The 23,336-nt window shown below is 40.6% G+C and carries 17 protein-coding genes; 12 read left to right on the top strand and 5 right to left on the bottom strand.

Translation table 11 applies throughout. From position 1 onward, the window contains the following. The first annotated feature begins 61 nt into the window (after positions 1–61). The 12 genes from ACVX3R_RS08775 (at position 62) to ACVX3R_RS08720 (ending at position 17,938) form a co-directional block, all read left to right on the top strand. Positions 62–931 carry an ROK family protein gene (locus tag ACVX3R_RS08775; RefSeq protein ID WP_458795688.1) on the top strand — a complete coding sequence of 290 codons (870 nt, stop codon included), beginning with the start codon at positions 62–64 and terminating at the stop codon, positions 929–931. Next, positions 925–2,805, top strand: coding sequence for a beta-N-acetylhexosaminidase (locus ACVX3R_RS08770; protein WP_458794908.1), 1,881 nt, complete (start codon positions 925–927; stop codon positions 2,803–2,805). Before ACVX3R_RS08775 ends, ACVX3R_RS08770 begins: the two co-directional genes overlap by 7 nt. 308 nt (positions 2,806–3,113) lie before the next feature. Further along, positions 3,114–4,940: a YSIRK-type signal peptide-containing protein gene (locus ACVX3R_RS08765; RefSeq protein WP_458794907.1), complete on the top strand. Its 1,827-nt coding sequence runs from the start codon at positions 3,114–3,116 to the stop codon at positions 4,938–4,940. After that, entirely contained in the window at positions 4,937–8,575 is a 3,639-nt protein-coding gene (locus tag ACVX3R_RS08760; RefSeq protein WP_458795687.1) for a mucin-binding protein, read from the top strand. The genes ACVX3R_RS08765 and ACVX3R_RS08760 overlap by 4 nt, the downstream gene beginning before the upstream one ends. Before the next feature lie 1,263 nt (positions 8,576–9,838). Next, positions 9,839–10,954 (top strand): DUF4767 domain-containing protein, encoded by a 1,116-nt coding sequence (locus ACVX3R_RS08755; RefSeq protein ID WP_458794906.1) that lies wholly within the window; start codon positions 9,839–9,841, stop codon positions 10,952–10,954. A gap of 209 nt (positions 10,955–11,163) precedes the next feature. Next, positions 11,164–12,093, top strand: a complete 930-nt coding sequence (locus ACVX3R_RS08750; protein WP_000714584.1) for an ABC transporter permease — start codon at positions 11,164–11,166, stop codon at positions 12,091–12,093. 13 nt (positions 12,094–12,106) lie between these two features. Continuing rightward, positions 12,107–13,030, top strand: coding sequence for a carbohydrate ABC transporter permease (locus tag ACVX3R_RS08745; RefSeq protein ID WP_000818344.1), 924 nt, complete (start codon positions 12,107–12,109; stop codon positions 13,028–13,030). A 108-nt stretch (positions 13,031–13,138) separates the two neighbouring features. Further along, positions 13,139–14,623 (top strand): ABC transporter substrate-binding protein, encoded by a 1,485-nt coding sequence (locus ACVX3R_RS08740; protein ID WP_049501074.1) that lies wholly within the window; start codon positions 13,139–13,141, stop codon positions 14,621–14,623. 160 nt (positions 14,624–14,783) lie between these two features. Next, complete coding sequence (locus tag ACVX3R_RS08735) at positions 14,784–15,473, top strand: lysostaphin resistance A-like protein (RefSeq protein WP_458794905.1); 690 nt, start codon at positions 14,784–14,786, stop codon at positions 15,471–15,473. A gap of 68 nt (positions 15,474–15,541) precedes the next feature. Beyond that, complete coding sequence (locus ACVX3R_RS08730) at positions 15,542–15,838, top strand: bacteriocin immunity protein (protein WP_458794904.1); 297 nt, start codon at positions 15,542–15,544, stop codon at positions 15,836–15,838. A gap of 131 nt (positions 15,839–15,969) precedes the next feature. Then, positions 15,970–16,956, top strand: coding sequence for an oxygen-dependent tRNA uridine(34) hydroxylase TrhO (gene trhO / locus ACVX3R_RS08725; RefSeq protein WP_001030023.1), 987 nt, complete (start codon positions 15,970–15,972; stop codon positions 16,954–16,956). Positions 16,957–17,077: 121 nt separating this feature from the next. Then, complete coding sequence (locus ACVX3R_RS08720) at positions 17,078–17,938, top strand: DUF4299 family protein (protein ID WP_458794903.1); 861 nt, start codon at positions 17,078–17,080, stop codon at positions 17,936–17,938. 62 nt (positions 17,939–18,000) lie between these two features. On the opposite strand, the gene ACVX3R_RS08715 is transcribed toward ACVX3R_RS08720, so the two are convergent. The 5 genes from ACVX3R_RS08715 to ACVX3R_RS08695 all read right to left on the bottom strand — a co-directional run bounded on the left by ACVX3R_RS08715 (position 18,001) and on the right by ACVX3R_RS08695 (position 23,292). Next, positions 18,001–18,963 (bottom strand): DUF6574 domain-containing protein, encoded by a 963-nt coding sequence (locus ACVX3R_RS08715; RefSeq protein ID WP_458794902.1) that lies wholly within the window; start codon positions 18,961–18,963, stop codon positions 18,001–18,003. 62 nt (positions 18,964–19,025) lie between these two features. Further along, positions 19,026–19,958 carry a DUF4097 family beta strand repeat-containing protein gene (locus ACVX3R_RS08710; protein ID WP_458794901.1) on the bottom strand — a complete coding sequence of 311 codons (933 nt, stop codon included), beginning with the start codon at positions 19,956–19,958 and terminating at the stop codon, positions 19,026–19,028. After that, positions 19,951–20,544, bottom strand: coding sequence for a DUF1700 domain-containing protein (locus ACVX3R_RS08705; protein ID WP_458794900.1), 594 nt, complete (start codon positions 20,542–20,544; stop codon positions 19,951–19,953). The genes ACVX3R_RS08710 and ACVX3R_RS08705 overlap by 8 nt, the downstream gene beginning before the upstream one ends. Continuing rightward, positions 20,531–20,857, bottom strand: a complete 327-nt coding sequence (locus ACVX3R_RS08700) for a PadR family transcriptional regulator (RefSeq protein ID WP_084852814.1) — start codon at positions 20,855–20,857, stop codon at positions 20,531–20,533. Before ACVX3R_RS08700 ends, ACVX3R_RS08705 begins: the two co-directional genes overlap by 14 nt. Positions 20,858–21,012: 155 nt before the next feature. Then, positions 21,013–23,292, bottom strand: coding sequence for a DUF2971 domain-containing protein (locus tag ACVX3R_RS08695; RefSeq protein WP_458794899.1), 2,280 nt, complete (start codon positions 23,290–23,292; stop codon positions 21,013–21,015). Positions 23,293–23,336 lie beyond the last annotated feature (44 nt).

Genomic DNA, 23,336 nt, shown 5'->3' with positions numbered 1-23,336 from the left:
GAAAGGAGGGGCGAAAGAGTAAGGACTAACTACTGCTTCGCCCCTTTTTATGGGAAGAACAATGACCATTGCAACCATTGATATCGGAGGGACTGGTATAAAATTTGCTAGTCTAACTCCTGATGGAAAAATACTAGATAAGACAATTACTCCGACGCCAGAAAGTTTGGAGGATTTACTAGCTTGGCTAGACCAACGCTTGGCAGAACAAGATTATAAGGGCATTGCTATGAGTGTTCCAGGCGCGGTCAATCAAGAAACAGGTGTCATTGAGGGAATCAGTGCTGTCCCTTACATCCATGGCTTTTCTTGGTATGAGGCCCTTGCTCATCATCAGCTACCTGTCCATCTAGAAAATGATGCCAACTGTGTTGGACTTAGTGAACTGTTGGCTCACCCAGAGATTGAAAATGCGGCCTGTGTCGTGATTGGGACAGGAATTGGCGGTGCCGTGATTATCAATGGCAAACTTCACCGAGGTCGACACGGCTTAGGTGGTGAGTTTGGCTATATGACAACCATTGAACCAGCTGAAAAACTCAACAACTGGTCGCAACTAGCGTCAACTGGAAATATGGTTCGATACGTGATTGAAAAATCTGGTCAGACTGACTGGGACGGTCGCAAGGTTTACCAAGAGGCCGCAGCAGGCAATGCTCTCTGTCAAGAAGCTATTTTGCGCATGAACCGCAATCTGGCGCAAGGTTTGCTCAATATTCAGTATCTCATCGACCCAGATGTCATTAGCCTGGGTGGGTCTATCAGCCAAAATCTAGACTTTATCCAAGGTGTCAAGAAGGCTGTCGATAACTTTGTCGAAACCTACGAAGAATACACGGTCGCACCAGTTATCCAGGCCTGCACCTATCATGCAGAAGCCAATCTCTACGGTGCCCTTGTCAACTGGCTACAGGAGGAAAATCAGTGGTAAGATTTACAGGAGTTAGTCCCAAGCAAACGCAAGCTATTGAAGCATTAAAAAATCACATTTCTCTGCCAGATGTAGAGGTAGCTGTCGCTCAGTCTGACCAAGCCTCTATCTCTATCAAGGGTGAAGGTGGACACTATCAACTAACCTATCGAAAACCTCACCAACTCTACCGCGCCTTGTCCTTGTTGGCAACAGCTCTAGCAGAAGGTGATAAGGTAGACCTTGAAGAACAAGCTGCTTATGAAGATTTAGCCTACATGGCAGACTGTTCTCGAAATGCAGTGCTAAATGTGGCTTTTGCCAAACAGATGATTGAGGTCTTGGCTCTCATGGGTTATTCAACCTTTGAGCTTTACATGGAAGATACCTACCAGATTGAGGGGCAGCCATACTTTGGTTATTTCCGTGGAGCCTATTCGGCTGAGGAGTTGCAGGAAATCGAAGCCTATGCCCAGCAGTTTGATATGACCTTTGTGCCTTGCATCCAGACCTTGGCCCACTTGTCAGCCTTCGTCAAATGGGGTGTCAAAGAAGTGCAGGAACTTCGTGATGTGGAGGACATTCTCCTCATCGGAGAAGAAAAGGTGTATGACCTGATTGATGGCATGTTTGCCACTCTATCTAAACTGCAGACTCGCAAGGTCAATATCGGGATGGACGAAGCCCATTTGGTTGGTTTGGGGCGCTACCTTATCTTGAACGGCGTTGTGGACCGTAGTCTCCTTATGTGCCAACACTTGGAGCGTGTACTGGATATTGCAGACAAGTATGGTTTCCACTGCCAAATGTGGAGCGATATGTTCTTTAAACTCATGTCAACAGATGGCCAGTATGACCGCGATGTGGAAATTCCTGAGGAAACGCGTGTCTACCTAGATCGTCTCAAAGACCGCGTGACCTTGGTTTACTGGGATTATTATCAGGATAGCGAGGAAAAATACAACCGCAACTTCCGCAATCATCACAAGATTAGTCATGACCTTGCCTTTGCAGGGGGAGCTTGGAAGTGGATTGGTTTCACACCCAACAACCATTTCAGCCGTCTAGTGGCTATCGAGGCCAATAAAGCCTGTCGTGCTAATCAGATCAAAGAAGTCATCGTAACTGGTTGGGGAGACAATGGTGGCGAGACAGCTCAGTTTTCTATCCTACCAAGCTTGCAAATCTGGGCAGAACTCAGCTACCGCAATGACCTAGACCGTTTGTCTGCACACTTCAAGACCAATACAGGTCTTTCAGTTGAGGACTTTATGCAGATTGATCTAGCCAACCTCTTGCCAGACTTACCAGGCAATCTCAGTGGTATCAATCCCAACCGCTATGTCTTTTATCAGGATGTTCTTTGCCCGATTCTTGACAGACACATGACACCTGAACAGGACGGGCCACACTTTGCTCAGGCAGCTGAGACGCTTGCTGCTATCAAAGAAAAAGCAGGAAATTATGCTTACCTCTTTGAAACTCAGGCTCAGTTGAACCAGATTTTAAGCAGTAAAGTGGATGTGGGACGACGCATTCGTCAGGCCTACCAAGCGGGTGATAAAGAAAGTCTGGAAGAAATCTCGAGACAAGAATTACCAGAACTCAGAAGCCAAATCGAACACTTCCATGCCCTCTTTAGCCATCAATGGTTGAAAGAAAACAAGATCTTTGGCTTGGATACAGTCGATATCCGTATGGGCGGACTCTTGCAACGGATCAAACGAGCAGAAAGCCGCATAGAGGCTTATCTAGCTGGTCAGATTGCCCGCATCGACGAGCTAGAAGTTGAAATCCTACCATTTACTGACTTCTACGCAGACCAGGACTTCGCAGCAACTACAGCCAACCAGTGGCATACTATTGCGACAGCTTCAACGATTTATACGACTTAGGAGTAGAATATTGACAAACATCTTCTTTATAAAAAGAAGATGTTTTTGCTTAAATATAATATTTAAAAATAGATAAAATATAGGGAGCGGGGGTATTTTGTATAATAACATATTTATCAATGCATACGCTTAAAAGCTATATAAATCAAGATTTTTATTAAATTAGGTGGGTGGATTATAATTGTGTCAGTTGAATTATCAAGGGGTAAAATGTATAATATAGAGTAGAGGTTTCCTATGCGTAGAGGTTGTAAAAGTCCATCTCTAATAAAATAATCATATGTCAAACTTAGAAAGGAATATAGAAAGTGAAGAGTTTTAAAATTTACAAGGGAAGACATGAAAAATTTTCTCTAAGAAAGAAAAATGTTGGACTTGTTTCGATTGCAATCGCTAGCTTGGCGGTATATGGAGTAGCGCTTGGCACACCAACTGTACAAGCAGATGAAAACAACAATCTGAGCAGTCTAGTAGAGACTAGCTCGACAACTGATGTGAAATCAGAAAATAATAGTGATCAACCAGCAGTGGTGGAGTCAGAGAAAGTATCTTCAGCCACAGGAGTTAAGGAAACAGAAAAAGCTACTAGTCCAGCACCAACTGTTGAACAAGCAGAAAATAAAGTGCCAGTTTCAAAGACAGCCCCTGAAGTGGAAGGTGCGGACAAAAATTCTGTAGATCCGTCAAACTCGACAGCAGTCGCGAAAGAAACTCCAGCACCTGTTGAGTCTAAACCAGTTGAAAAATCAACTGATAGCCAAACAACAGCTGCCCCTCGCGCAACAGCCGCAGTACGTACGCGCAGAAGTTTGCAACAAAACCCAACTCAAATCTCGAATTTTTCAGTAACGGTTACGACTAAAGATGGAACTGTTATGCGTTCAGGTGATACAAAACCTTTGCCTGCTCAAGAAGTTTCCTTTGACAAGGTTCAAATGGACTTTAAAATCACACAAGATGGGACGCTGAAAAAAGGTGATGTTCTCCGTATTCCAGTCAAATTGGGAAATAATGCCTACGGTGCTTACTATTCAAACCTTGGTTCTGGAACAGCAGAGCGTATCGAGGGTGTTGGAACAATTAAATTTGTCCACTCAGATCCAAATAATCTTGCCTATGAAATCACCTTAGACCAAAGCTTCCAAGATATGCCTCAAAATACTGAAAAGACGGTATCAGTTACTCAAAAGGCAGCGACTATTGGGAAATTTACAGCAAAATCAAGTTATGAAAACATTGTCCTAGAAATAAATGGTAATAAGTTTACTTTTAAACCAAAACCAAGGACATTTGAGAAAGCACAGGCCCCTTTTGCTGTTTATAATAGCGCAAGTAGCGATAGAGCGAATTCAATAAAAATAGGCGCTTCAACTGGGGACGCAAATTATTATAATAATTTATTGTCAAGCGATGGTACCAACCCTGGACAAACAGGAATTCCAAATGGTGATATCATTTCTATCCATCGTATAAAACCAGGTAATGGGTCAAAAATTGTTAGTATCAAACCAGACCTTAAAAGATATACTTCTACTTTGGCAATTAGTGAGGATGGAAAATATCTTGTTAAAGGAGATACTTCAACTTCTATTAGCATCAATTCAGACCCAGATAACAAATTAGTTGAACTGCCAGCGAATTCAACTGATGAAGAGATTGTTAAGGCATTAAAACAAGCGGGTAAAAACTCTTCAGTTGTTATTGATAATGGAGATGGGACCTACACAGTTGCTATTAATTTAGGAAAAATGACAGGAAATGGTGCTACTACTTATCATGATATTTGGCCAACTGACGACTATGCTCAAATGGGCGATCAGTATCAAGAAATTAATAGAACAGAAGAGGTTAACAGAAAAGTTAGTAGTATTTTAAAAGATGCTAACGTTATTCAAGGTACAGGTCATTCAACTCGGATTACTTTTGCGGATTCATCAATTGAAAATGCTCTAGCTGAAGGGTCTAAGAGTTTTAGTTATAGCGTTGATGACGATGGTACTATAAAAAAGATAAAAGAGGAAAAGCTTTCTGCAAAAACAACCCCATCCGTTGCGCGTGCTGTGGGTCAGAAGAAGATTACAATACACTATGTCGATACAAACGGCAAGGAAATTGAAACTCAGGACTATAAATAGGTTATCCAGCAGGAGGAACTGCCACTCCAACCCCTGATTATAACGCTAATCCAAAAACAATTACAGGCTACACACTTGTAACAGCTGATACGGCAATCGCGTCGTATGGTACACAGTTAAAGACTACTAAACAAATTCCATTCACTAGCAACGACCAAGAATTTTATTATGTCTATTCAGCCAAAAAATCTAGTGCCAAAGTTACGTATATTGACGATGATACTAACGGAGGAAAAGTTCTTGAAACGAAGGATTTGAATGGTTTTTATGGGCAGACTGATCCTTATCGAACAGCTGAAACAATTAAGACGTATACCGATCAAAATTATGAACTTGTTTCAGACAATTATCCAACAAATGGTGTAACCTATAATGAAACTCTTCAAACCTTTGAAGTTCATTTGAAACACAAAAAGACGTCAGTAGCAGAAGAAAAGACGGTTAAGGAAACTATCCATTATACATACGAGGGTGGTGCACCAGCAGCTCCAGACCATACTAGTAGCTTAAAATTCACCAGAACAGCAACAACTGACCTTGTTACAAATGTTACAACTGGTGATTGGACGGCGGAAAATGGAACAAGTTTTGCAGCCGTAACATCACCAGCAATCAAAGACTACACTCCAGATTTAGCAGAGGTTCCAGCAGTTGACAATATTACGGCTAACAGTGACAATATCGAAAAGACAGTTGTTTACAAAGCTAATCCAGCTAGTGCAAAGGTAACTTATATCGATGACACAACAGGAGAAACGCTTGAAACGAAGAATCTGAATGGACGTTATGGGCAGACTGATCCTTATCGAACAGCTGAAACCATTAAGACGTATACCGATCGAAATTATGGACTTGTTTCAGACAATTATCCAACAAATGGTGTAACCTATAATGAAAATCTTCAAACCTTTGAAGTTCATCTACGTCATAAGGGAGCTGCAGTTCAAGAAACAAAGACAGCCACAGAGACCATCAAGTATGTTTATGAAGATAACACAGAGGCAGCGGATACGAAGGTTCAGACTTTGAAGTTCTATCGGATTAACAACAAGGATCTGGTGACTAATAAGATTGTCTATAAGGGTCCTTGGATCCCGTTTACCGGAACCTTCCCAGAGGTAGTTTCTCCAAAGATTGATGGTTATACACCAGATAAGGCAACTGTAGCAGCCGTTGAACAGATTACGGGAGATAGCGCAGATATTGAAGAAACGGTTACCTATAAAGCAGATAAGCAAAAAGTAACCTATACCATCATTGACGACACTGCTCAAAAAACGCTGAAAGATAAGGAAGTACTTACCAGCGGAGGCTCTGATACTCCTCTTCCAGACAGTGCCCGAGAAAAATATGATTTAATGGTGAATGCTTATCTAGCTCAAGGTTATGAATTGGTTTCGAAAGACCAGCTTCCAGCTAAGTTTGACCTTGACAGTAGCCACGATCAAAATGTAGTTGTTCACTTGAAGCATGGTACCACTGATATCCAAGAAAGCAAGGATGTAAACTTGACTGTTCGTTACCACGGTGCCGGTGACCAGACACCAGAAGACAAGGTGCAAACAGCGACTTGGACTCGTACAGTAACAAAAGATAAAATCACAGGCACAGAGGTTTCAACAACACCTTGGACAAGCGACAAAGTAAACTATGATGCAGTCCCATCGCCAGTGATTCCGGGCTACAGTGTTGACATTGAGACGGTTCCATCAGAAGCCGTTACTCAAGAAAACATTGTTAAGGATGTACATTACACAATCCAAACGCAAAAAGTTACTTACACAGTTGTAGATGAGATAACCGGCCAGACTTTAGAAAATCAAGTTGAATTGACAACAGGTGAGTCAGGTGCAGCTCTTCCAGCCGCAGCTCAAACGAAATACGACACCGTAGTTGCCAACTACTTGGCACAAGGTTACGAAGTGGCTTCTAAGGATGAATTGCCAGCCCAATTTGACACTGATAGCAGCGTGGACCAAAACGTGGTGATTCGCTTGAAACATAAAGTATCAACTTCTACAGAAACCAAGACTGTAACGCAAACGATTAACTACCTCTACGAGGATGACAATACACCAGCAGCTCCAGAGAAGAAAACGACCTTGACTTTCTCTAGAGAAATGAAAACAGATGAGGTGACTAAAACGACTACGCAAGGTGCTTGGACTCCGTCGGTCGGAACCTTCCCAGAAGTAGTTTCTCCAGTTGTGGATGGCTATACACCAGATAAGGAAAAAGTCACTACTGTAAATGTAACTGCTACTGATACTGATATCAATGTTACTGTTAAATACAAGGCAGATAAGCAAAAAGTGACTTATACCATCATTGATGATACAACCAATACCACACTGGAAGATAAGCAAGAGCTTACAAGTGGGAACTCTGATACTCCTCTTCCAAATGACACAGAAGCTAAGTATAATTCAATCGTGGATGCTTACCTAGCCCAAGGTTATGAATTGGTTTCGAAAGACCAGCTCCCAGCTAAGTTTGACCTCGATAGTGGTTATGACCAAAATGTAGTGGTTCATGTGAAACATGGTACAGCTGATATCCAAGAAAGCAAGAATGTAAACTTGACTGTTCGTTACCACGGTGCCGGTGGTCAAACCCCAGCAGACAAGGTACAAACAGCGACTTGGACACGTACAGTAACGACAGACAAGGTAACAGGCTCTGTTGTGAACACTACGGATTGGGCAAGCGACAAGGCAAACTATGACGCAGTCCCATCACCAGTGATTCCAGGTTACACAGTAGATATTGCGACTGTTCCATCAGAAGTGGTTACCCAAGAAAATATTGTCAAGGATGTGCATTATACTGCTCAGAATACACCTCAAACCCAAAAGGTTACTTACACAGTTGTAGATGAGACAACCGGTCAGACTCTGGAAAATCAAGTTGAATTGACAACAGGTGAGTCAGGTACGGTTCTTCCAGCTGCTGCGAAAACGAAATACGACACTGTGATAGCTGGCTACTTGGCACAGGGTTACAAAGTGGTTGCTAAGGATGAATTGCCAGCTCAGTTTGACACCGACAGCAGCGTAGACCAAAACGTGGTGATTCGCTTGAAACACAAAACGGTTTCAGTTGAGGAAACAAAACAAGTAAGCATGACAGTTCGCTACCACGGTGCCGGTGGTCAAACCCCAGCAGACAAGGTGCAAACAGCGACTTGGACACGTACAGTAACGACAGACAAGGTAACAGGCTCTGTTGTGAACACTACGGATTGGACAAGCAACAAGGCAAACTATGACGCAGTCCCATCACCAGTGATCCCAGGTTACACAGTGGATATTGCGACAGTTCCATCAGAAGTAGTTACCCAAGAAAACATTGTCAAAGATGTTCATTATACTGCGGTACCAGTAACTCCAGAAGTTCCCAATACTCCGGATACTCCAGTTAAGCCAGAACCACCAGTAACTCCATCAACTCCAGTTAAACCAACTCCTCCAATGACACCGCTCACCTCAGGACATCCAGCTTCACCAGTTACTTCAGCATTAGTTCTTCCACGAACAGGTGAATCTCAAGTTGGTTCAAGCCTTGTAACGCTGACAGGTCTAGGTTTGCTTCTATCAGTTCTTGGTTTGGCAGGACGTCAGAAAAAAGAGGACTAATAAACTTTTTATAAAGTATAAACAGTCCAGTCATTCATTGAAGAAATACTATAAATGGCTTAAAGATGGATGATCTAGTGGGAAAAGCTCCGCAAGCAACCTTAGTTGGTTGACTTGTGGGGCTTTTTCCTTGTTTTACAGAATGAGACTTAGGCAAAGAAAATACAAAGTCTGTTCACTAAAACAGAAAAGAGGCGGCATCATTTAGTGATGCCACCTCCTTTTTATTTTAAATCTTGCACTAATTCGGTATTTTTTACTGAAAAGGCCTCCGCTAAAAGATCGAGAATAGCTGTAACTGCTGCAATAAGTGTGAGTGAAATTCATTCTGCTGTAATAAACCGTCCACCAAACAGGAAAAATGGAATAAACCAGTTAAAAATCCCTGTTAATGGGAAGAACCATTGATACCTCCTTTTTTACCAGCAGAAAAGCCACATGACAATTCGACACTAGGAGCCAAAAGGTAAAAATAAAGCAGGCTGTAGCCCATCTCTTCCCCTATAATCCTACTTAATCCCCCAACAATAGCACGAGGGCATAAAAGGCGTCTTAATCAATTGTTTCGTGTTCAACCTCCTGTCCCAAATCCGGTATAATCATTGTTTCAATAATGTTTTCGACAAGCGAAGTAAATTGCCAAAAGAATAAAGGTAGGGATATTTGCAAGCAAAAAAGTTAAGGAAATCAGACAGAAAATCTCCCACCAGGTTATGTTGTTAGTCAAGGCCAGAGAGAAGATTGTCAATAAAGAAAAGCAATAAGTTATGCCTGGCAGTATGAAACCCAGCCACTTACTTTCTTTTTTGGAGAGAAAAATCTGTAATAGGATTCCTCTAGTCAGGATTGGCAATATGATAAATGAAACGATTACGGTTCTCATTTGTTTCAACTCCCTCCATCATTTTGATATTCAGACGTTACTATGTCAGACGAATCAAAGTGCTATATTTTATTATGAGTGTCGACATTTATGAACCAGTTTGATGAGCACAGTTTTTTCCTTTCTCATTCTAACTGAATACCCATTTCATATTGAAAGTAACACTAAATAAAGCAAAAGTCAATCAAGATATTATTTGTTTAAGAGAGACGGAGTAGCTGTTCTTGAAACTATCTCTAAGCCGTCTATATAAGATATTTTGAACTGACTATTACCCCCATTTTCTTTTCGGAGTTATCTCTGAGAGCAGGGGGTACAATAGAAAAAAATGACTTGGAAGTGATATAATGAAGCTACAGAGATAGTTTGGAGGTCTGACCATGAAAAGGCTACTACTAGTCCTGGCTACTAGCATGCTAGTCTTATCTGCCTGTCATAAAACGACAGAGGATGGAGCAACTAGTCCGTCAATACCAAGGGAGCAACAAACCAAGGAAACAACTAACTATTTTCACTATTTAGCAGATTCCTATCAAAAGGCTCTTTCGCACGAAAAAGAATCCAAGGATACAAGTGTTCAGTCACCTATGGCTGCTACAGTTGCAGCCATGGAAGAACTCCAGTTATCTAATCCGACTGATCAAGCCTTGATTATGAAAAACTACTCAGATTTTCAGAAGCTAATCCAATACAACACCGAAAAGTGGGAAGAAGAGTTTGCAAGTTGGGCTTCTTCTATGGGGCAGTCCTATCATAGACTAGAGCATAGAAACTTTGATGAAAAGAATGATCTCATCAAAAAATTAGAAGCAACAACTGCCTCTCAGAAAAGTGTCAAATGGAATGTTTTTGGAGTATCGAGTGACAATGCCTATGATTACTTGGTTTTGGATGCCTACTATGACAATCAGGACAAACATTTCTACCTATTTACACTGAAGTATGGGCAAGCACAGGTCTTGTATACCGATAAGACACTGGAAACTATCCTTACTGCAAATTTTGAAGAGACTGAGAATACAGATTTAGCGCAACGTTTTAAGGAATTTCTATTAAAAACAAGTGTAACTACAGAGAGCGAGCCAGATACAGATAATAGTTCTTTAATAGACAAGATAAAAACAGCCATGGAATCCTATTCGGATAGTAAAGGTGAAAGATTTAAGTCAACTAACTTAGCAACATATGGTCACTACTATGGACTAGCAGTGCCAGACCAGATAATGCAATTTGGACAAGTAGATGGGGTGAATTATACTTTTAAATGGTATGGTTATATTGCAGGTTCAGGTTCTGGGCGGTTTGAAATCCTAGCTTGCTATGTGAATGAAGCAGAGACAGAGGTGATTCTCTTTGGCTACAAGGATGGTAATCCTGCTCTTTTACACACCGAAGGAAGACCAGAGATTGATAAAAATGAATCAGGGGCTATCATAAATGCCCAGGTTCATTTTGTCGAGTTTCATCACCCAATATTAGAACAAGTTTTCAATTAGTAAAGAGGAAATACATTTATCGTATGCAGAGTGTTTCTCGTGAAACCTATTTCTTATAAAAAACTTCTCCACATAAAATAATTTGTGGAGTTTTTTCTATAATTAGTAGTTTAACCTAGCCATCAATTAGGAGTATACTAATAATGTAATCGTTATCAAACCTAAAAATTCGATGAAATCAGTTTTTAGGAATAAAAAGGGAGGAAATTATGAAAAAGTTTTCAAAGACCTTGAGAGATAACTGGATCTTTCTCTTGATGGTTTTACCAGGGGCACTCTGGTTGATTCTATTCTTTTACATTCCAGTATTTGGGAATGTGGTCGCCTTTAAAGACTACCATATGACCAGTAATGGTTTCATAGATAGTATTGTGAATAGTAAATGGGTCGGGTTAGATAATTTCAGATTCTTGTTTAGTTCAAAAGATGCCTTTATCATCACTCGAAATACCGTTCTCTACAATCTTGGCTTTATCTTTATCGGTTTGATTGTATCAGTAGGGATTGCCATCATCCTCAGCGAGCTCCGCTCTAAGAGAATGGTTAAAATTTTCCAAACGTCTATGTTGTTCCCTTACTTCCTGTCATGGGTTATCATCAGTTTCTTTACAGATGCCTTCCTAAACATTGACAAAGGGGTCTTCAACCATTTCCTAACATCCATTGGCATGAAGGAAGTCAACTTCTACGCTGACTTAGGCATTTGGCCATACCTTCTCCTTTTCCTAGGTATTTGGAAAGGCTTTGGATATAGCAGTGTCATGTACTATGCGACGATCATGGGAATTGACCCAACCTACTACGAAGCAGCAACAGTGGACGGGGCTAGCAAGTGGCAACGTATTCGCAACGTAACCATTCCTCAGTTGACTCCACTTGTGACAGTTTTGACTATCCTTGCAGTCGGAAATATCTTCCGTGCAGACTTTGGTCTCTTCTATCAAATTCCACACAATGCTGGTCAGCTTTACAATGTAACCAACGTTTTGGACGTATATGTCTTTAATGGTTTGACTCAGACAGCAGATATCGGTATGGCTTCAGCAGCTGGTCTTTACCAATCCGTTGTCGGTTTGATACTGGTTATCCTATCAAACTTGCTTGCAAGACGAGTCGATCCAAACTCAGCTTTGTTCTAGAAAGGAGGAGAATATGGCAGAAAAGAAAATTAAAAAAGAAAAAATCGATAATGTCGGCATTCACTCCTTCAGCAAGAAAGCAGATATCTTCTTTAGTATCATCTCTGGTTTGATCGCTCTTTCTTGTATCTTGCCCTTTATATTCGTTATCATCATTTCAGTGACAGATGAAAAGAGCATCCTCCAGTATGGATATAGCTTTTTCCCTTCGAAATTTGGTGTAGATGGATTCCAATTCTTAGCTCAGTTTAAAGATAAGATCCTCCAAGCGCTCTTTATCTCAGTTTTTGTAACCGTAGTCGGAACAGTGACCAACGTCTTCATTACAACCACTTATGCCTACGCTATCTCACGGACAACCTTTAAGTACCGCAGATTCTTTACGATCTTCGCTCTTCTTAGTATGTTGTTCAATGCTGGTTTGGTACCAGGCTATATCGTGGTCACTCGCCTGCTTCAACTGGGTGATACCGTTTGGGCCTTGATTGTTCCAATGCTCCTCTCACCATTCAACATCATCTTGATGCGTTCCTTCTTCAAGAAGACCATTCCAGAAGCCATTCTTGAATCCGCTCGTATCGATGGTGCCAGTGAAGCTCGGATCTTCTTCCAGATTTGTTTGCCATTGTCACTTCCAGGTATCGCAACCATCACGCTTTTGACAGCTCTTGGTTTCTGGAACGACTGGTTCAACGCCCTTCTTTACATCAAGAGTGACAACTTGTATCCATTGCAATATTTGCTTATGCAAATCCAACAAAATATGGACTACATTGCAAAAGCAGTCGGCCTATCTGGCCAACTGGGAGTTGCTCTACCGAAAGAAACAGGTCGTATGGCCATGGTTGTGGTTGCAACCCTTCCAATCGCGATTTTGTATCCATTCTTCCAACGCTACTTTGTTAAAGGGTTGACGATCGGTGGTGTCAAAGAATAGCACTTGCTGAGAAACACTGTTTCTCCCTTCCCAACTTCATCTTAGTGACTGAAGTTAAAAATCATTAAATCGTTTATAAGTTTAAAAATAAAAAAAGGAGTTTTTATCATGAAAAACTGGAAAAAATATGCTTTTGCATCTGCTAGCGTAGTTGCTTTGGCTGCTGGTCTTGCTGCTTGTGGAAACCTTACAGGTAACAACAAAAAAGCTGCAGATACTACTTCAGGTGAAAAACCTGTAATCAAAATGTACCAAATCGGTGACAAACCAGACAACTTGGATGAATTGCTAGAAAATGCAAACAAAATCATCGAAGAAAAAGTCGGTGCTAAATTGGATATCCAATACCTCGGATGGGGTGACTATGATAAGAAAATGTCAGTTATCACATCATCTGGTGAAAACTATGATATCGCATTTGCATCTAACTATGTCGTAAATGCTCAAAAAGGTGCTTATGCTGACTTAACAGAATTGTATAAAAAAGAAGGAGCAGAGCTTTACAAAGCACTTGACCCAGCTTACATCAAAGGGAACACTGTAAACGGTAAGATCTATGCAGTACCAGTTGCAGCTAACGTTGCATCATCTCAAAACTTTGCCTTCAACGGAACTCTTCTTGCTAAATACGGTATTGATATTTCAGGTGTCACTTCATACGAAACACTTGAACCAGTCTTGAAACAAATCAAAGAAAAAGCTCCAGATGTAGTACCATTTGCGGTTACGAAGAACTTTATCCCATCTGATAACTTTGACTACCCAGTACCAAACGGACTTCCATTTGTTATCGACCTTGAAGGAGACACTACTAAGATCGTAAACCGTTACGAAGTGCCTCGTTTCAAAGAACACTTGAAGACTCTTCACAAATTCTATGAAGAAGGATACATTCCAAAAGACGTAGCAACAAGCGACACTTCATTTGACCTTCAACAAGATACTTGGTTCGTTCGTGAAGAAACAGTAGGACCAGCTGACTACGGTAACAGCTTGCTTTCACGTGTTGCGAACAAAGACATCCAAATCAAACCAATCACTAACTTTATCAAGAAAAACCAAACAACACAAGTTGCCAACTTTGTTATCTCAAACAACTCTAAGAACAAAGAAAAATCAATGGAAGTGTTGAACCTCTTGAACACGAACCCAGAACTCTTGAACGGTCTTGTTTACGGTCCAGAAGGCAAGAACTGGGAAAAAATTGAAGGTAAAGAAAACCGTGTACGCGTCCTTGATGGCTACAAAGGAAATACTCACATGGGTGGATGGAACACTGGTAACAACTGGATTCTTTACATCAACGAAAACGTTACAGACCAACAAATCGAAGATTCTAAGAAACAATTGGCAGAAGCTAAAGAATCTCCAGCACTTGGATTCATCTTTAACACTGACAATGTAAAATCTGAAATCTCAGCAATTTCTAACACAATGCAACAATTCGATACAGCTATCAACACTGGTACTGTAGATCCAGATAAAGCTATTCCAGAATTGATGGAAAAATTGAAATCTGAAGGTGCTTACGAAAAAGTATTGAACGAAATGCAAAAACAATACGACGAATTCTTGAAAAACAAAAAATCATAAGAACGATTGATTTCGTGTATTCATTCCTAATTCCTAAAAATGTGATCACTGCCTTCCTTAGTTCTCTAGGGGAGGTAGTGATTTTTAGGATGTAAACATGAAAAGAGTGGTTCTGAGGGTTTATACGATGTGATACACATACATCTATAGAGGATTTATTATGAAAAAATATCATCTTCTTTTCAAAATGAGTGCTGTCTTCTCTTACCTATTTTTCATATTTGGTCTTTCTCAGCTGACGTCTATTGTTCAAAATTATTGGCAATTTTCTTCCCAGATAGGCAATTTCTTCTGGATTCAAAATATCTTAAGTTTGCTATTTAGCGGAGTCATGATTTGGATTCTGGTTAAGACAGGCCATGGTTATCTCTTTCGCATTCCAAGAAAAAAATGGCTTTGGTATTCGATTTTGACAGTATTAGTGGTAGTGCTCCAGATCTTTTTTAACGTTCAGACAGCTAAACATGTTCAGTCAACTGCGGAAGGTTGGGCTGTACTGATTGGTTTTAGTGGGACTAACTTTGCAGAGCTAGGTATCTATATAGCCCTGTTCTTTCTGCTTCCACTGATGGAAGAGTTAATCTATAGAGGATTACTGCAACACGCCTTTTTTAAAGATTCGAGATTTGGTCTTGATTTGCTTCTTCCTTCTATTTTATTTGCTCTCCCTCATTTTTCAAGCCTTCCTAGTCTGTTAGATATCTTCGTCTTTGCAACAGTTGGAATCATTTTTGCTGATTTGACCCGTTATACCAAGAGCATTTATCCTTCCTATGCGGTGCATGTGATTAATAATATTGTAGCGACCTTGCCATTTTTGTTGACTTTTTTACATAGGGTGTTTGGGTAAAATACTGGCACGAGAGTTAGGGATTATAGTGTTTCAATTTATAAGCGAATTTCAGGAGGAAAATGAGAATGACACCATTAAAATGGTTTGCTGGAGGTAGAGAAAGGCGTTGTGAAGCCATGACCATCATTGATTATCTATTGGAAGATATAAAGGCTGCGCCTCAACTTGTTCCCCTGAAAAATCAGTTAGTGATTTATAAAAAACGATTAAAGGACGATGGAACCTCTACTCCATTTATTCTGAGCCAAATGAATGTTGACATCTCACGTGTGTTGATTGATAACAAGCTAAGTTTGTCAGAAAGTCAAGCTAAGCAAGTCAAAAAATTGAGAGAATTATCTGCGATTCGCTATGGTTACTGATGAAGTGCAGGGGTAGGACTCTTTCTACAATTTCCGGTCAAATAAATTGCATTCGTTTTCCCAAGTGGGTATACTAGTATAGTTGAATGAAAAATTCTGAAAATTTAAGAATAGAAAAGAGAACAAATCTTATGGCAAAAGATATTCGTGTCTTACTTTACTACCTCTATACTCCAATTGAAAACGCAGAGCAATTTGCGGCAGACCACCTGGCTTTCTGTAAATCAATCGGTCTCAAAGGCCGTATCCTAGTCGCTGACGAGGGGATTAACGGGACTGTTTCAGGTGACTACGAAACAACTCAAAAATACATGGACTACGTTCACAGCCTCCCAGGCATGGAAGACCTCTGGTTCAAGATTGACGAAGAAAGTGAACAAGCCTTCAAGAAGATGTTTGTTCGCTACAAGAAAGAAATTGTCCACCTTGGTTTGGAAGACAACGATTTTGACAACGACATCAACCCACTTGAAACAACAGGTGCTTACTTGTCTCCAAAAGAGTTCAAAGAGGCCCTTCTTGACGAAGATACAGTGGTCCTTGACACACGTAACGATTATGAGTACGACCTAGGACACTTCCGTGGGGCTATCCGCCCAGACATCCGCAACTTCCGTGAGTTGCCACAATGGGTCCGTGACAACAAGGAAAAATTCATGGACAAACGTGTCGTTGTTTACTGTACAGGTGGCGTTCGCTGTGAAAAATTCTCAGGCTGGATGGTGCGTGAAGGCTACAAAGATGTTGGCCAATTGCACGGAGGAATCGCAACCTATGGTAAAGACCCAGAAGTCCAAGGTGAACTTTGGGATGGGAAAATGTACGTCTTTGACGAGCGTATCGCCGTTGATGTCAACCATGTCAACCCAACCATCGTAGGGAAAGACTGGTTTGATGGAACACCATGTGAACGTTATGTCAACTGTGGAAATCCCTTCTGTAACCGTCGTATCCTAACATCAGAAGAAAATGAAGACAAGTACCTTCGTGGATGCTCACACGAGTGCCGTGTTCACCCACGCAACCGCTATGTTTCAGAAAATGAATTGACACAAGCAGAAGTAATCGAGCGCCTAGCCGCTATCGGTGAAAGCTTGGATCAAGTCGCTACTGTATAACATCAAACAGTCCTTAGGGGCTGTTTTTCTATGCTTTATATCTAAAAAACTAAAGTTTGTTTCTGTATCTTTCAGGAAAATAGATTATACTATGTGTAAACGATTTCAAAGGAGGCCAGTTATGGCGAAAACATTTTTTATCCCAAATAAAGAAAGCATTCTAGGACAACAGGAGGTCTTGACTGCCAAGTCCATCTTAGCCTTGGTGGAGGGCTTGGAGTCACACAGTTATGATGCGGTCTATCTCCGTCAGCCCCTCAATCGTCTCGAGTACATCGAGTGTGGGATTGTAGGCCAGTCGCAATTTCTCTTCAAAGTGAACTATGCGGATAGTCGAAAAGGCTATCAAGTGGTGATTCCAGACTTTCTTACCAGAGCGGACTGGGAGATTGTAGAGGTTCTCCTCCAAGCCTTATCGAGCAAGTTGGGGCAAGTGGTAGAAGGGCTAGAAGGGTTTGAATTTGAAGCTTATTTCCGACAAACAGTTCAGAATTATCTAGCGGATAAGGCGGCTCGTCTAGTATACTGCCAAGGGCTCTTGTCCCCTATCTATCTCAACAAGGACTACCTCGAGAGCTTTTTAGCTGAAGATGGATTGGCACGTTTTGAAGAGCTGGTCAAGAAAGTTCAAGGTTCTGATGCCTATCTTGCCAGTGTGAAATTTTACCCAGACGCCCAAGGTAAGGTGCACGGTATCTATCACCTAGCCCAGGGAGTCAAGACGATTTTGCCAAAGGAACCCTTTGTACCGGCGCACTATACTGAGCAGCTAGCAGGCAAGGAACTTGTTTGGGAGATTGACCTAGTGGCGATTTCTGGTGATGGGTCAAAAGCAGAAGACTACGAATCCATCGCCCGCTTGGACTATGCAAAATTCCTCGAGTCACTACCAACAGCATTTTACCACCAACTAGATGCCAATCAACTAGAAGTACAAGCCATTTTGGGACAAGACTTTGAAGAATTGGCAAGCATCGAGTAGGCCTTGTTTAAAAAAGAGTAAGCATAAAAATCCCTGTCATTAACAAATGGCAGGGATTTTGGTTAAAAGAAGGTCAGGATGCGAAGGTAGTCAACTGTCAGCGCGAGCTCTGCAATGAAAAATGGTAAGAGAATGGCGCCATCAAGTAAGACAGCTAGTAAGAAACGATAAAATGGGTCGAGGCTATTGGTCTTACTTGGCTTGCTAATCACAAAGAGATTTGCAAGGGCAAAGATGGCCAGGCTTAGAAGAGTGAGGATGCCAGCAAATCGCAAGCCACCAAAGAGTGCAAAGAAACTTGCTAGAGCTGTTAGGACAAGCGGGATAGCAAAGAGTCGGCTGTAACGATCGCAAGCTTCTTGGAAGGTGAAGTCGCTCTCCTGGTCCAGTACACGTCGGACAGTAAAGCCTCCCAAAATGATAGAAAAGTAAAACAAAGCGCTAGCGACCAAGATAGAAAGTCCAGCAAAGAGATCTAAAGGAGGGAGCTGATTAGGGAAATTATTGGCAATAGAGGCCATATAGCCGTAGTAGAGGTGCTTGATATGATAGATACTAAAGAAAAGGTTAATCGAGGATAGCAAAGTGAGCAGGGCAAAGATACTGTAACGATGCTTTTGATCCGTAGTCTTGCAGGCAGTTGGTTCTTGGATAGCATCCAGTAGCCAAGTCCAAAATAGTGTGATTTCTTCTTTTAATCGGGCAGTTTTACGAGGGTCAATATCTGGGATATAGGGGCTTTCTAAAGCCTTGCTGAGGATGCTTTTCTCTTTTGCAGGGTTTTCTTGCTTGTGCTCCTTTTCAGCTTTCCCTTCTTCCTCTTCCTCGGTTTGGGTTTCCTCAATCATTTCGGGAGCTTCCTCCTCATGCCTTTCCGACTCTTTAGGTGAGACAGAAGTTTCTTCGCTTACTTGTGGTTCAGTTTCCACAGTTTCTGAAGTCTCAGGCTCGTTGGGCTGGTTTTCCGATTTCGTCTGAGGTGATTTCTTCTCAAGATCGGCACTTTCAAACCATTCTTGTGTCATGGTGGAACCTCCTTTTTTATGGTTGTTTTCTATCTTTAGACTAGCAGATGAAAGCGTTTTTGTCAATGATTTCTAGGTGGAGCAGAGTATTCTTCTTCCTTAGGTAGGTAGATATCCTGATTGGCTTTTATAATGAGCAGGTCCTTGACATCTGCTTTGTCTGTCTTGTAGGGGTTGGTAAGTTCATTCTCTCTTTGTCGAGGGTGTTCTCTTTGTGCATTATGATAAATACCACCATGCTGGGAAGAAATGTCTAAATTGATACGATCGAATTCTGTCTTAGAAAGAAAGAGTCTTAAGTGGTTATGAGAGTCTAGTTCTACCTTACCGCGGACCTTGATATTTTCAGCATAGATGTGTCCTCCCTCCGTCTTGACCTGGCTATCTGTCAGTTCTGTTTTAAAGATATTGATGATATTGGGCGTTGTGAATTTGCTATTTTTAATACGACTTCCTTCAATTCGGAGGAGATAGCCGTTTGTATTGAGGGTCGCATTTTCAAGGCTAGCATTAATGATAGTGGTCTGTCCACGATTGGCTGAGACGGTGATAGCTTGCAGCTTTCTTCCTTTCGGTAGGGAGAGAATGACTTCGTCAAAACGGTGAGAATAACTGCTGGCAATACGAAGTAGGCCTTCGATTCCTGAACCGAGAAAACGATGTTGGGAGGCTTGTTTGTCAGTGACGCTTAGTGTTTTGTCACTCATGCCAGTAGTCAGATCGTGACGACCAGACACGGAAGGATGATAGGTGATATGGATCTTGTCATCTACAGACTCTGTGATGGTTAGGCTGTGTTCTTCAAGGGTCAAATCAAGTTTTTCCACTTCATTTCCAAAGGTTACTTCTTCGATACGATTGTCATAGACAGGGTCTTTTGACATGGCAAGCAAACTTTGAATACCATTGGACTGGGCGCCTACAATGATCATGATAAAACCAAGGATCGTGGAAACCACACCAAAGATGAGAAATCCTTTTGTCAATTTACGCATGTCTGTCACCTCTCTTTCCTTTTTTAAGAATCCATTGCACCAAGCGGACGACCAGGAGGCCAAAGAAACGAGCTACATAGGAGATGCCCAGTAGAACAAGGGAAGAAGCACCGATAGCAAGCAAACCAGCCCCAAAAATTAAGATAAAGGCAGATTTGGCTTCGACTAGGACACTAAAGCTCTCTACGATAAAGAGTCCACCTAGCAGGATACCCGTCACAGAGACGGTAAAGAAGGCTAAAATGACGGAGACAGCCGCGATAAGAAGCCCGATGATGGTTAAGATCATTGCAATTCCAACAGGAATGCCGATAGGGGCTGCTAGTAAGGCCAAGAGTGCAATGTGCAGCAGTTGGCGGTCATTCTTTTGAGCAGGGGCTTCATTGACTTTCTTGTCGAGGAGGTTAGAGAGGACATCATGAGCCGCTTCTTTTGGTGTTCCTAGACTGGCAATGAGTTCCTCTTCGCCCTCTGATCCTGCATCGTCAAATAGTTCCTTAAAGTAGTCCATGGCTTCGATGCGGTCAGCTTCAGGTAGTTTATGGAGATAGGTTTCTAACTGAGTCAGATAGTCAGTTCTTGTCATGACGGATACTCCCTTCTATGATGCCGTTGACTGTGTCGGTATAGAGCGTCCACTCTTCCTTTAGAGTAATGAGCTGCTCTACGCCCCGATTGGTCAAGGAGTAGTATTTGCGCATACGCCCCTGAAACTCTCTAGAGTAGGTGGTCAGAAAGCCACTGGCTTCCAATTTTTTGAGAATGGGATAGAGCGTAGATTCTTTGATATTGGCGATGAGCTTAATGGTTTGACTAATCTCATAACCATAAGAATCTCCCTGCTCCAGTACAGCCAAGATGAGAAACTCGATCAAGGCAGAGGATGTTGGGAAGTACATGGGAAACCTCCTTTATATTATATAAAATTTTTATATATACTCTTTTCAAATATATTGTATCTCAAGTTGAAAGCCCTGTCAAGAAATATGTGTAAAAATTTTATATATAAAAAACTCCTAGTATAAACTAGAAGTTTAGAGGATGTTGTCAGACTTTATCTAAATTTTATCGTAGATATCTTATAGTTGATTTCCTTATCCAAAAGTTTCAATAAAGGAGTCACGTATTCAGGATTTGGAAACTTAGGACCGAAAATGACTTCATCGATTTGAATGTTTTCTTTTCTCTCAAGATAAAGTTTACCGAATTCAGGAGAATAATCAATTTTTATCTTGTCATTATCTGATCTTAGTTTAGCATATTGCAAAATACGCAATTCTTCTTCATACTTATAATCCACCGATTTGAATAGGTAGCGGATTTCTTCTATACAGTCAGCGATAGCTTTTTTATAGAATGAATCCCCTGAATTTTTATAGTTCTTTAATTCTGATTTTAAATCTACTAACAATCCTTTTAATCGCGTTACTTCTTCATTGCTAAATAGTTCAGTTTCTTCGATGTCGAATTGGTCATTGGAGTAATGAACATAGGCTACGCGATATAAATAATCCTGAGTAGTATTCGGAGTAGAATGTTTTTCTTCAGAATTTTGTGTAATATCATTGCCCCTAGTCGTCATCTCTATGTTGGATTCATTTGAAGAGGTATCATTTTGAATTTCAACACTTGAATTCATTTTATGACCGGTTTGCTTATCTGAGTTTTTTTGATACCAAGGAAGGTCACTAAGTGAATGATAACGAGCAAAATCATTTTCATTCAGTACAATACAGACTCCTTCTGCATTATTTCCATATTGCGACCACATATCTAGGTCGTCTGTTTTGCTAGTGAAACTCATTAAAAACCAAGAGCTAGGCTCTAAAGGATTACGTTTTTCTAATTTTAAAATATCTTCTAGAATAACCCCTTCTTCAGGATCGTTCATATAGTTGGCGTTATTCAGGCGTGTCTTTCCTGAGATGGAGAATGGAGCCTTATCCTCTTTTCCTAGTATGCTTTGGAGTGCTTTTCCTGAAGTATAGTGACCAAATTTCAGTTTTCTATTTTTATCTTCGGCCTTCAATCCAAGCTCATACTTAATTTTTTGGACAAGCGTGTAAATTTTAATTAGCTTATTGATTTTTTTTGAGTCTTCTCCGTAATATTCTATCCAGTCTTTTAAAATATCGTATTTAGTATCGGAGATGATACCAAGTTTTAAGGTACGAATAAGCAAATTTTTCTCTTTTTCCTCTTTTTCTTCTTCAATAGATGAATCAAAGCAAAGTTTATCCAGAGCTTTTACGATATTAGTAGTGGAAATCTGAACTTGCTCCTGCTTAAATTGTTCTTCGTTTTCGAGTATTCCGATGAACATATTTAAAATTTTGATACTCGGAATAGATTCTAAAGATTGATAGATATCGTTTAGGAGATTTGATTGTTTTATTTGATTGTTTTTTACCAAATCCATCCGAGCTGTAAGATATTGTACAGTGATTTCTTCAGATTGTACAAATCTATCGTGTAGTCTTTTTAGTTTATCTATTATTTCAAGTTTTTCCTCTTCATTTTGTTGTTTGGTGATAATTTTGGCAAGAGTTTCAGCGTAGTATAAAGTGATATCTTCATTTTTTTCAAAATTTAAAGCTATTTTCTTTAGTTTAGAAGCCGTATCATTCAATTTATCTATGTTAGTTTGCTCAAGTGACAAATTGGATAAAGCCGTAGCATAATATAGAGCAATATTTTCAGTTTCCTCGAACTTTTCGTATATGACCTGAATTTTCTGAGTAGTTTCAGCGATTTCCTCAGCTTTAGTCTGTTCAGATGATAGATTGACTAAAGCCACAGTATACGATAAAGCAATACCCTGAGGTTCATTGAACTTTTTGTAAATATTTTTAATTTTCTGAGCAATCTCAGCGATTTCTTCAACTTTAGTTTGTTCAGATGATAGATTGGCTAAAGCCATAGCATAATATAAAGCAATATCTTGGGGCTCATTGAACTTTTTGTAAATACCTTTAATTTCTTTAGCAATCTCAGCGATTTTTCCAGCTTCAATATTTTTAGCAGATAGGCTAACTAAGGATCTAGCATATTGTAAAGCAATATCTTGGGGCTCATTGAATTTTTTGTAAATACCTTTAATTTCTTTAGCAATCTCAACAGTTTCAACAGCTTTAGTCTGTTTGATTGATAGTCTGACTAAAGCCATAGCATATCGCAACGCAATGTCTTCTGATTTAGGGTATTGCTCATAAATTATTTTGGCTTTTTCTGCTAGAGTTTCACGGCTAGCCTTATCTGTCGCCTTGGCTGATAAGTTAAGGAGCATATTTAACTCTGCTAAACTTTGATCCAAATTGTATTTCTGTTCATCCATTCTATGTACCTCGTTTGAAATAGTAGCTGTCTTATAAACTAATT

The organism is Streptococcus sp. 517s, assembly GCF_054445985.1.
Note: the sequence above shows the minus strand (reverse complement) of the source record. Positions and strands in the feature narration are given on the sequence as shown.

Coding starts and splice junctions, on each gene's coding strand:
- ACVX3R_RS08775 (WP_458795688.1), top strand. CDS start 62: ATGACCATTGCAACCATTGATATCGGAGGGACTGGTATAAAATTTGCT.
- ACVX3R_RS08755 (WP_458794906.1), top strand. CDS start 9,839: ATGAAAAGGCTACTACTAGTCCTGGCTACTAGCATGCTAGTCTTATCT.
- ACVX3R_RS08750 (WP_000714584.1), top strand. CDS start 11,164: ATGAAAAAGTTTTCAAAGACCTTGAGAGATAACTGGATCTTTCTCTTG.
- ACVX3R_RS08745 (WP_000818344.1), top strand. CDS start 12,107: ATGGCAGAAAAGAAAATTAAAAAAGAAAAAATCGATAATGTCGGCATT.
- ACVX3R_RS08740 (WP_049501074.1), top strand. CDS start 13,139: ATGAAAAACTGGAAAAAATATGCTTTTGCATCTGCTAGCGTAGTTGCT.
- ACVX3R_RS08735 (WP_458794905.1), top strand. CDS start 14,784: ATGAAAAAATATCATCTTCTTTTCAAAATGAGTGCTGTCTTCTCTTAC.
- ACVX3R_RS08730 (WP_458794904.1), top strand. CDS start 15,542: ATGACACCATTAAAATGGTTTGCTGGAGGTAGAGAAAGGCGTTGTGAA.
- trhO (WP_001030023.1), top strand. CDS start 15,970: ATGGCAAAAGATATTCGTGTCTTACTTTACTACCTCTATACTCCAATT.
- ACVX3R_RS08720 (WP_458794903.1), top strand. CDS start 17,078: ATGGCGAAAACATTTTTTATCCCAAATAAAGAAAGCATTCTAGGACAA.
- ACVX3R_RS08715 (WP_458794902.1), bottom strand. CDS start 18,963: ATGACACAAGAATGGTTTGAAAGTGCCGATCTTGAGAAGAAATCACCT.
- ACVX3R_RS08710 (WP_458794901.1), bottom strand. CDS start 19,958: ATGCGTAAATTGACAAAAGGATTTCTCATCTTTGGTGTGGTTTCCACG.
- ACVX3R_RS08705 (WP_458794900.1), bottom strand. CDS start 20,544: ATGACAAGAACTGACTATCTGACTCAGTTAGAAACCTATCTCCATAAA.
- ACVX3R_RS08700 (WP_084852814.1), bottom strand. CDS start 20,857: ATGTACTTCCCAACATCCTCTGCCTTGATCGAGTTTCTCATCTTGGCT.
- ACVX3R_RS08695 (WP_458794899.1), bottom strand. CDS start 23,292: ATGGATGAACAGAAATACAATTTGGATCAAAGTTTAGCAGAGTTAAAT.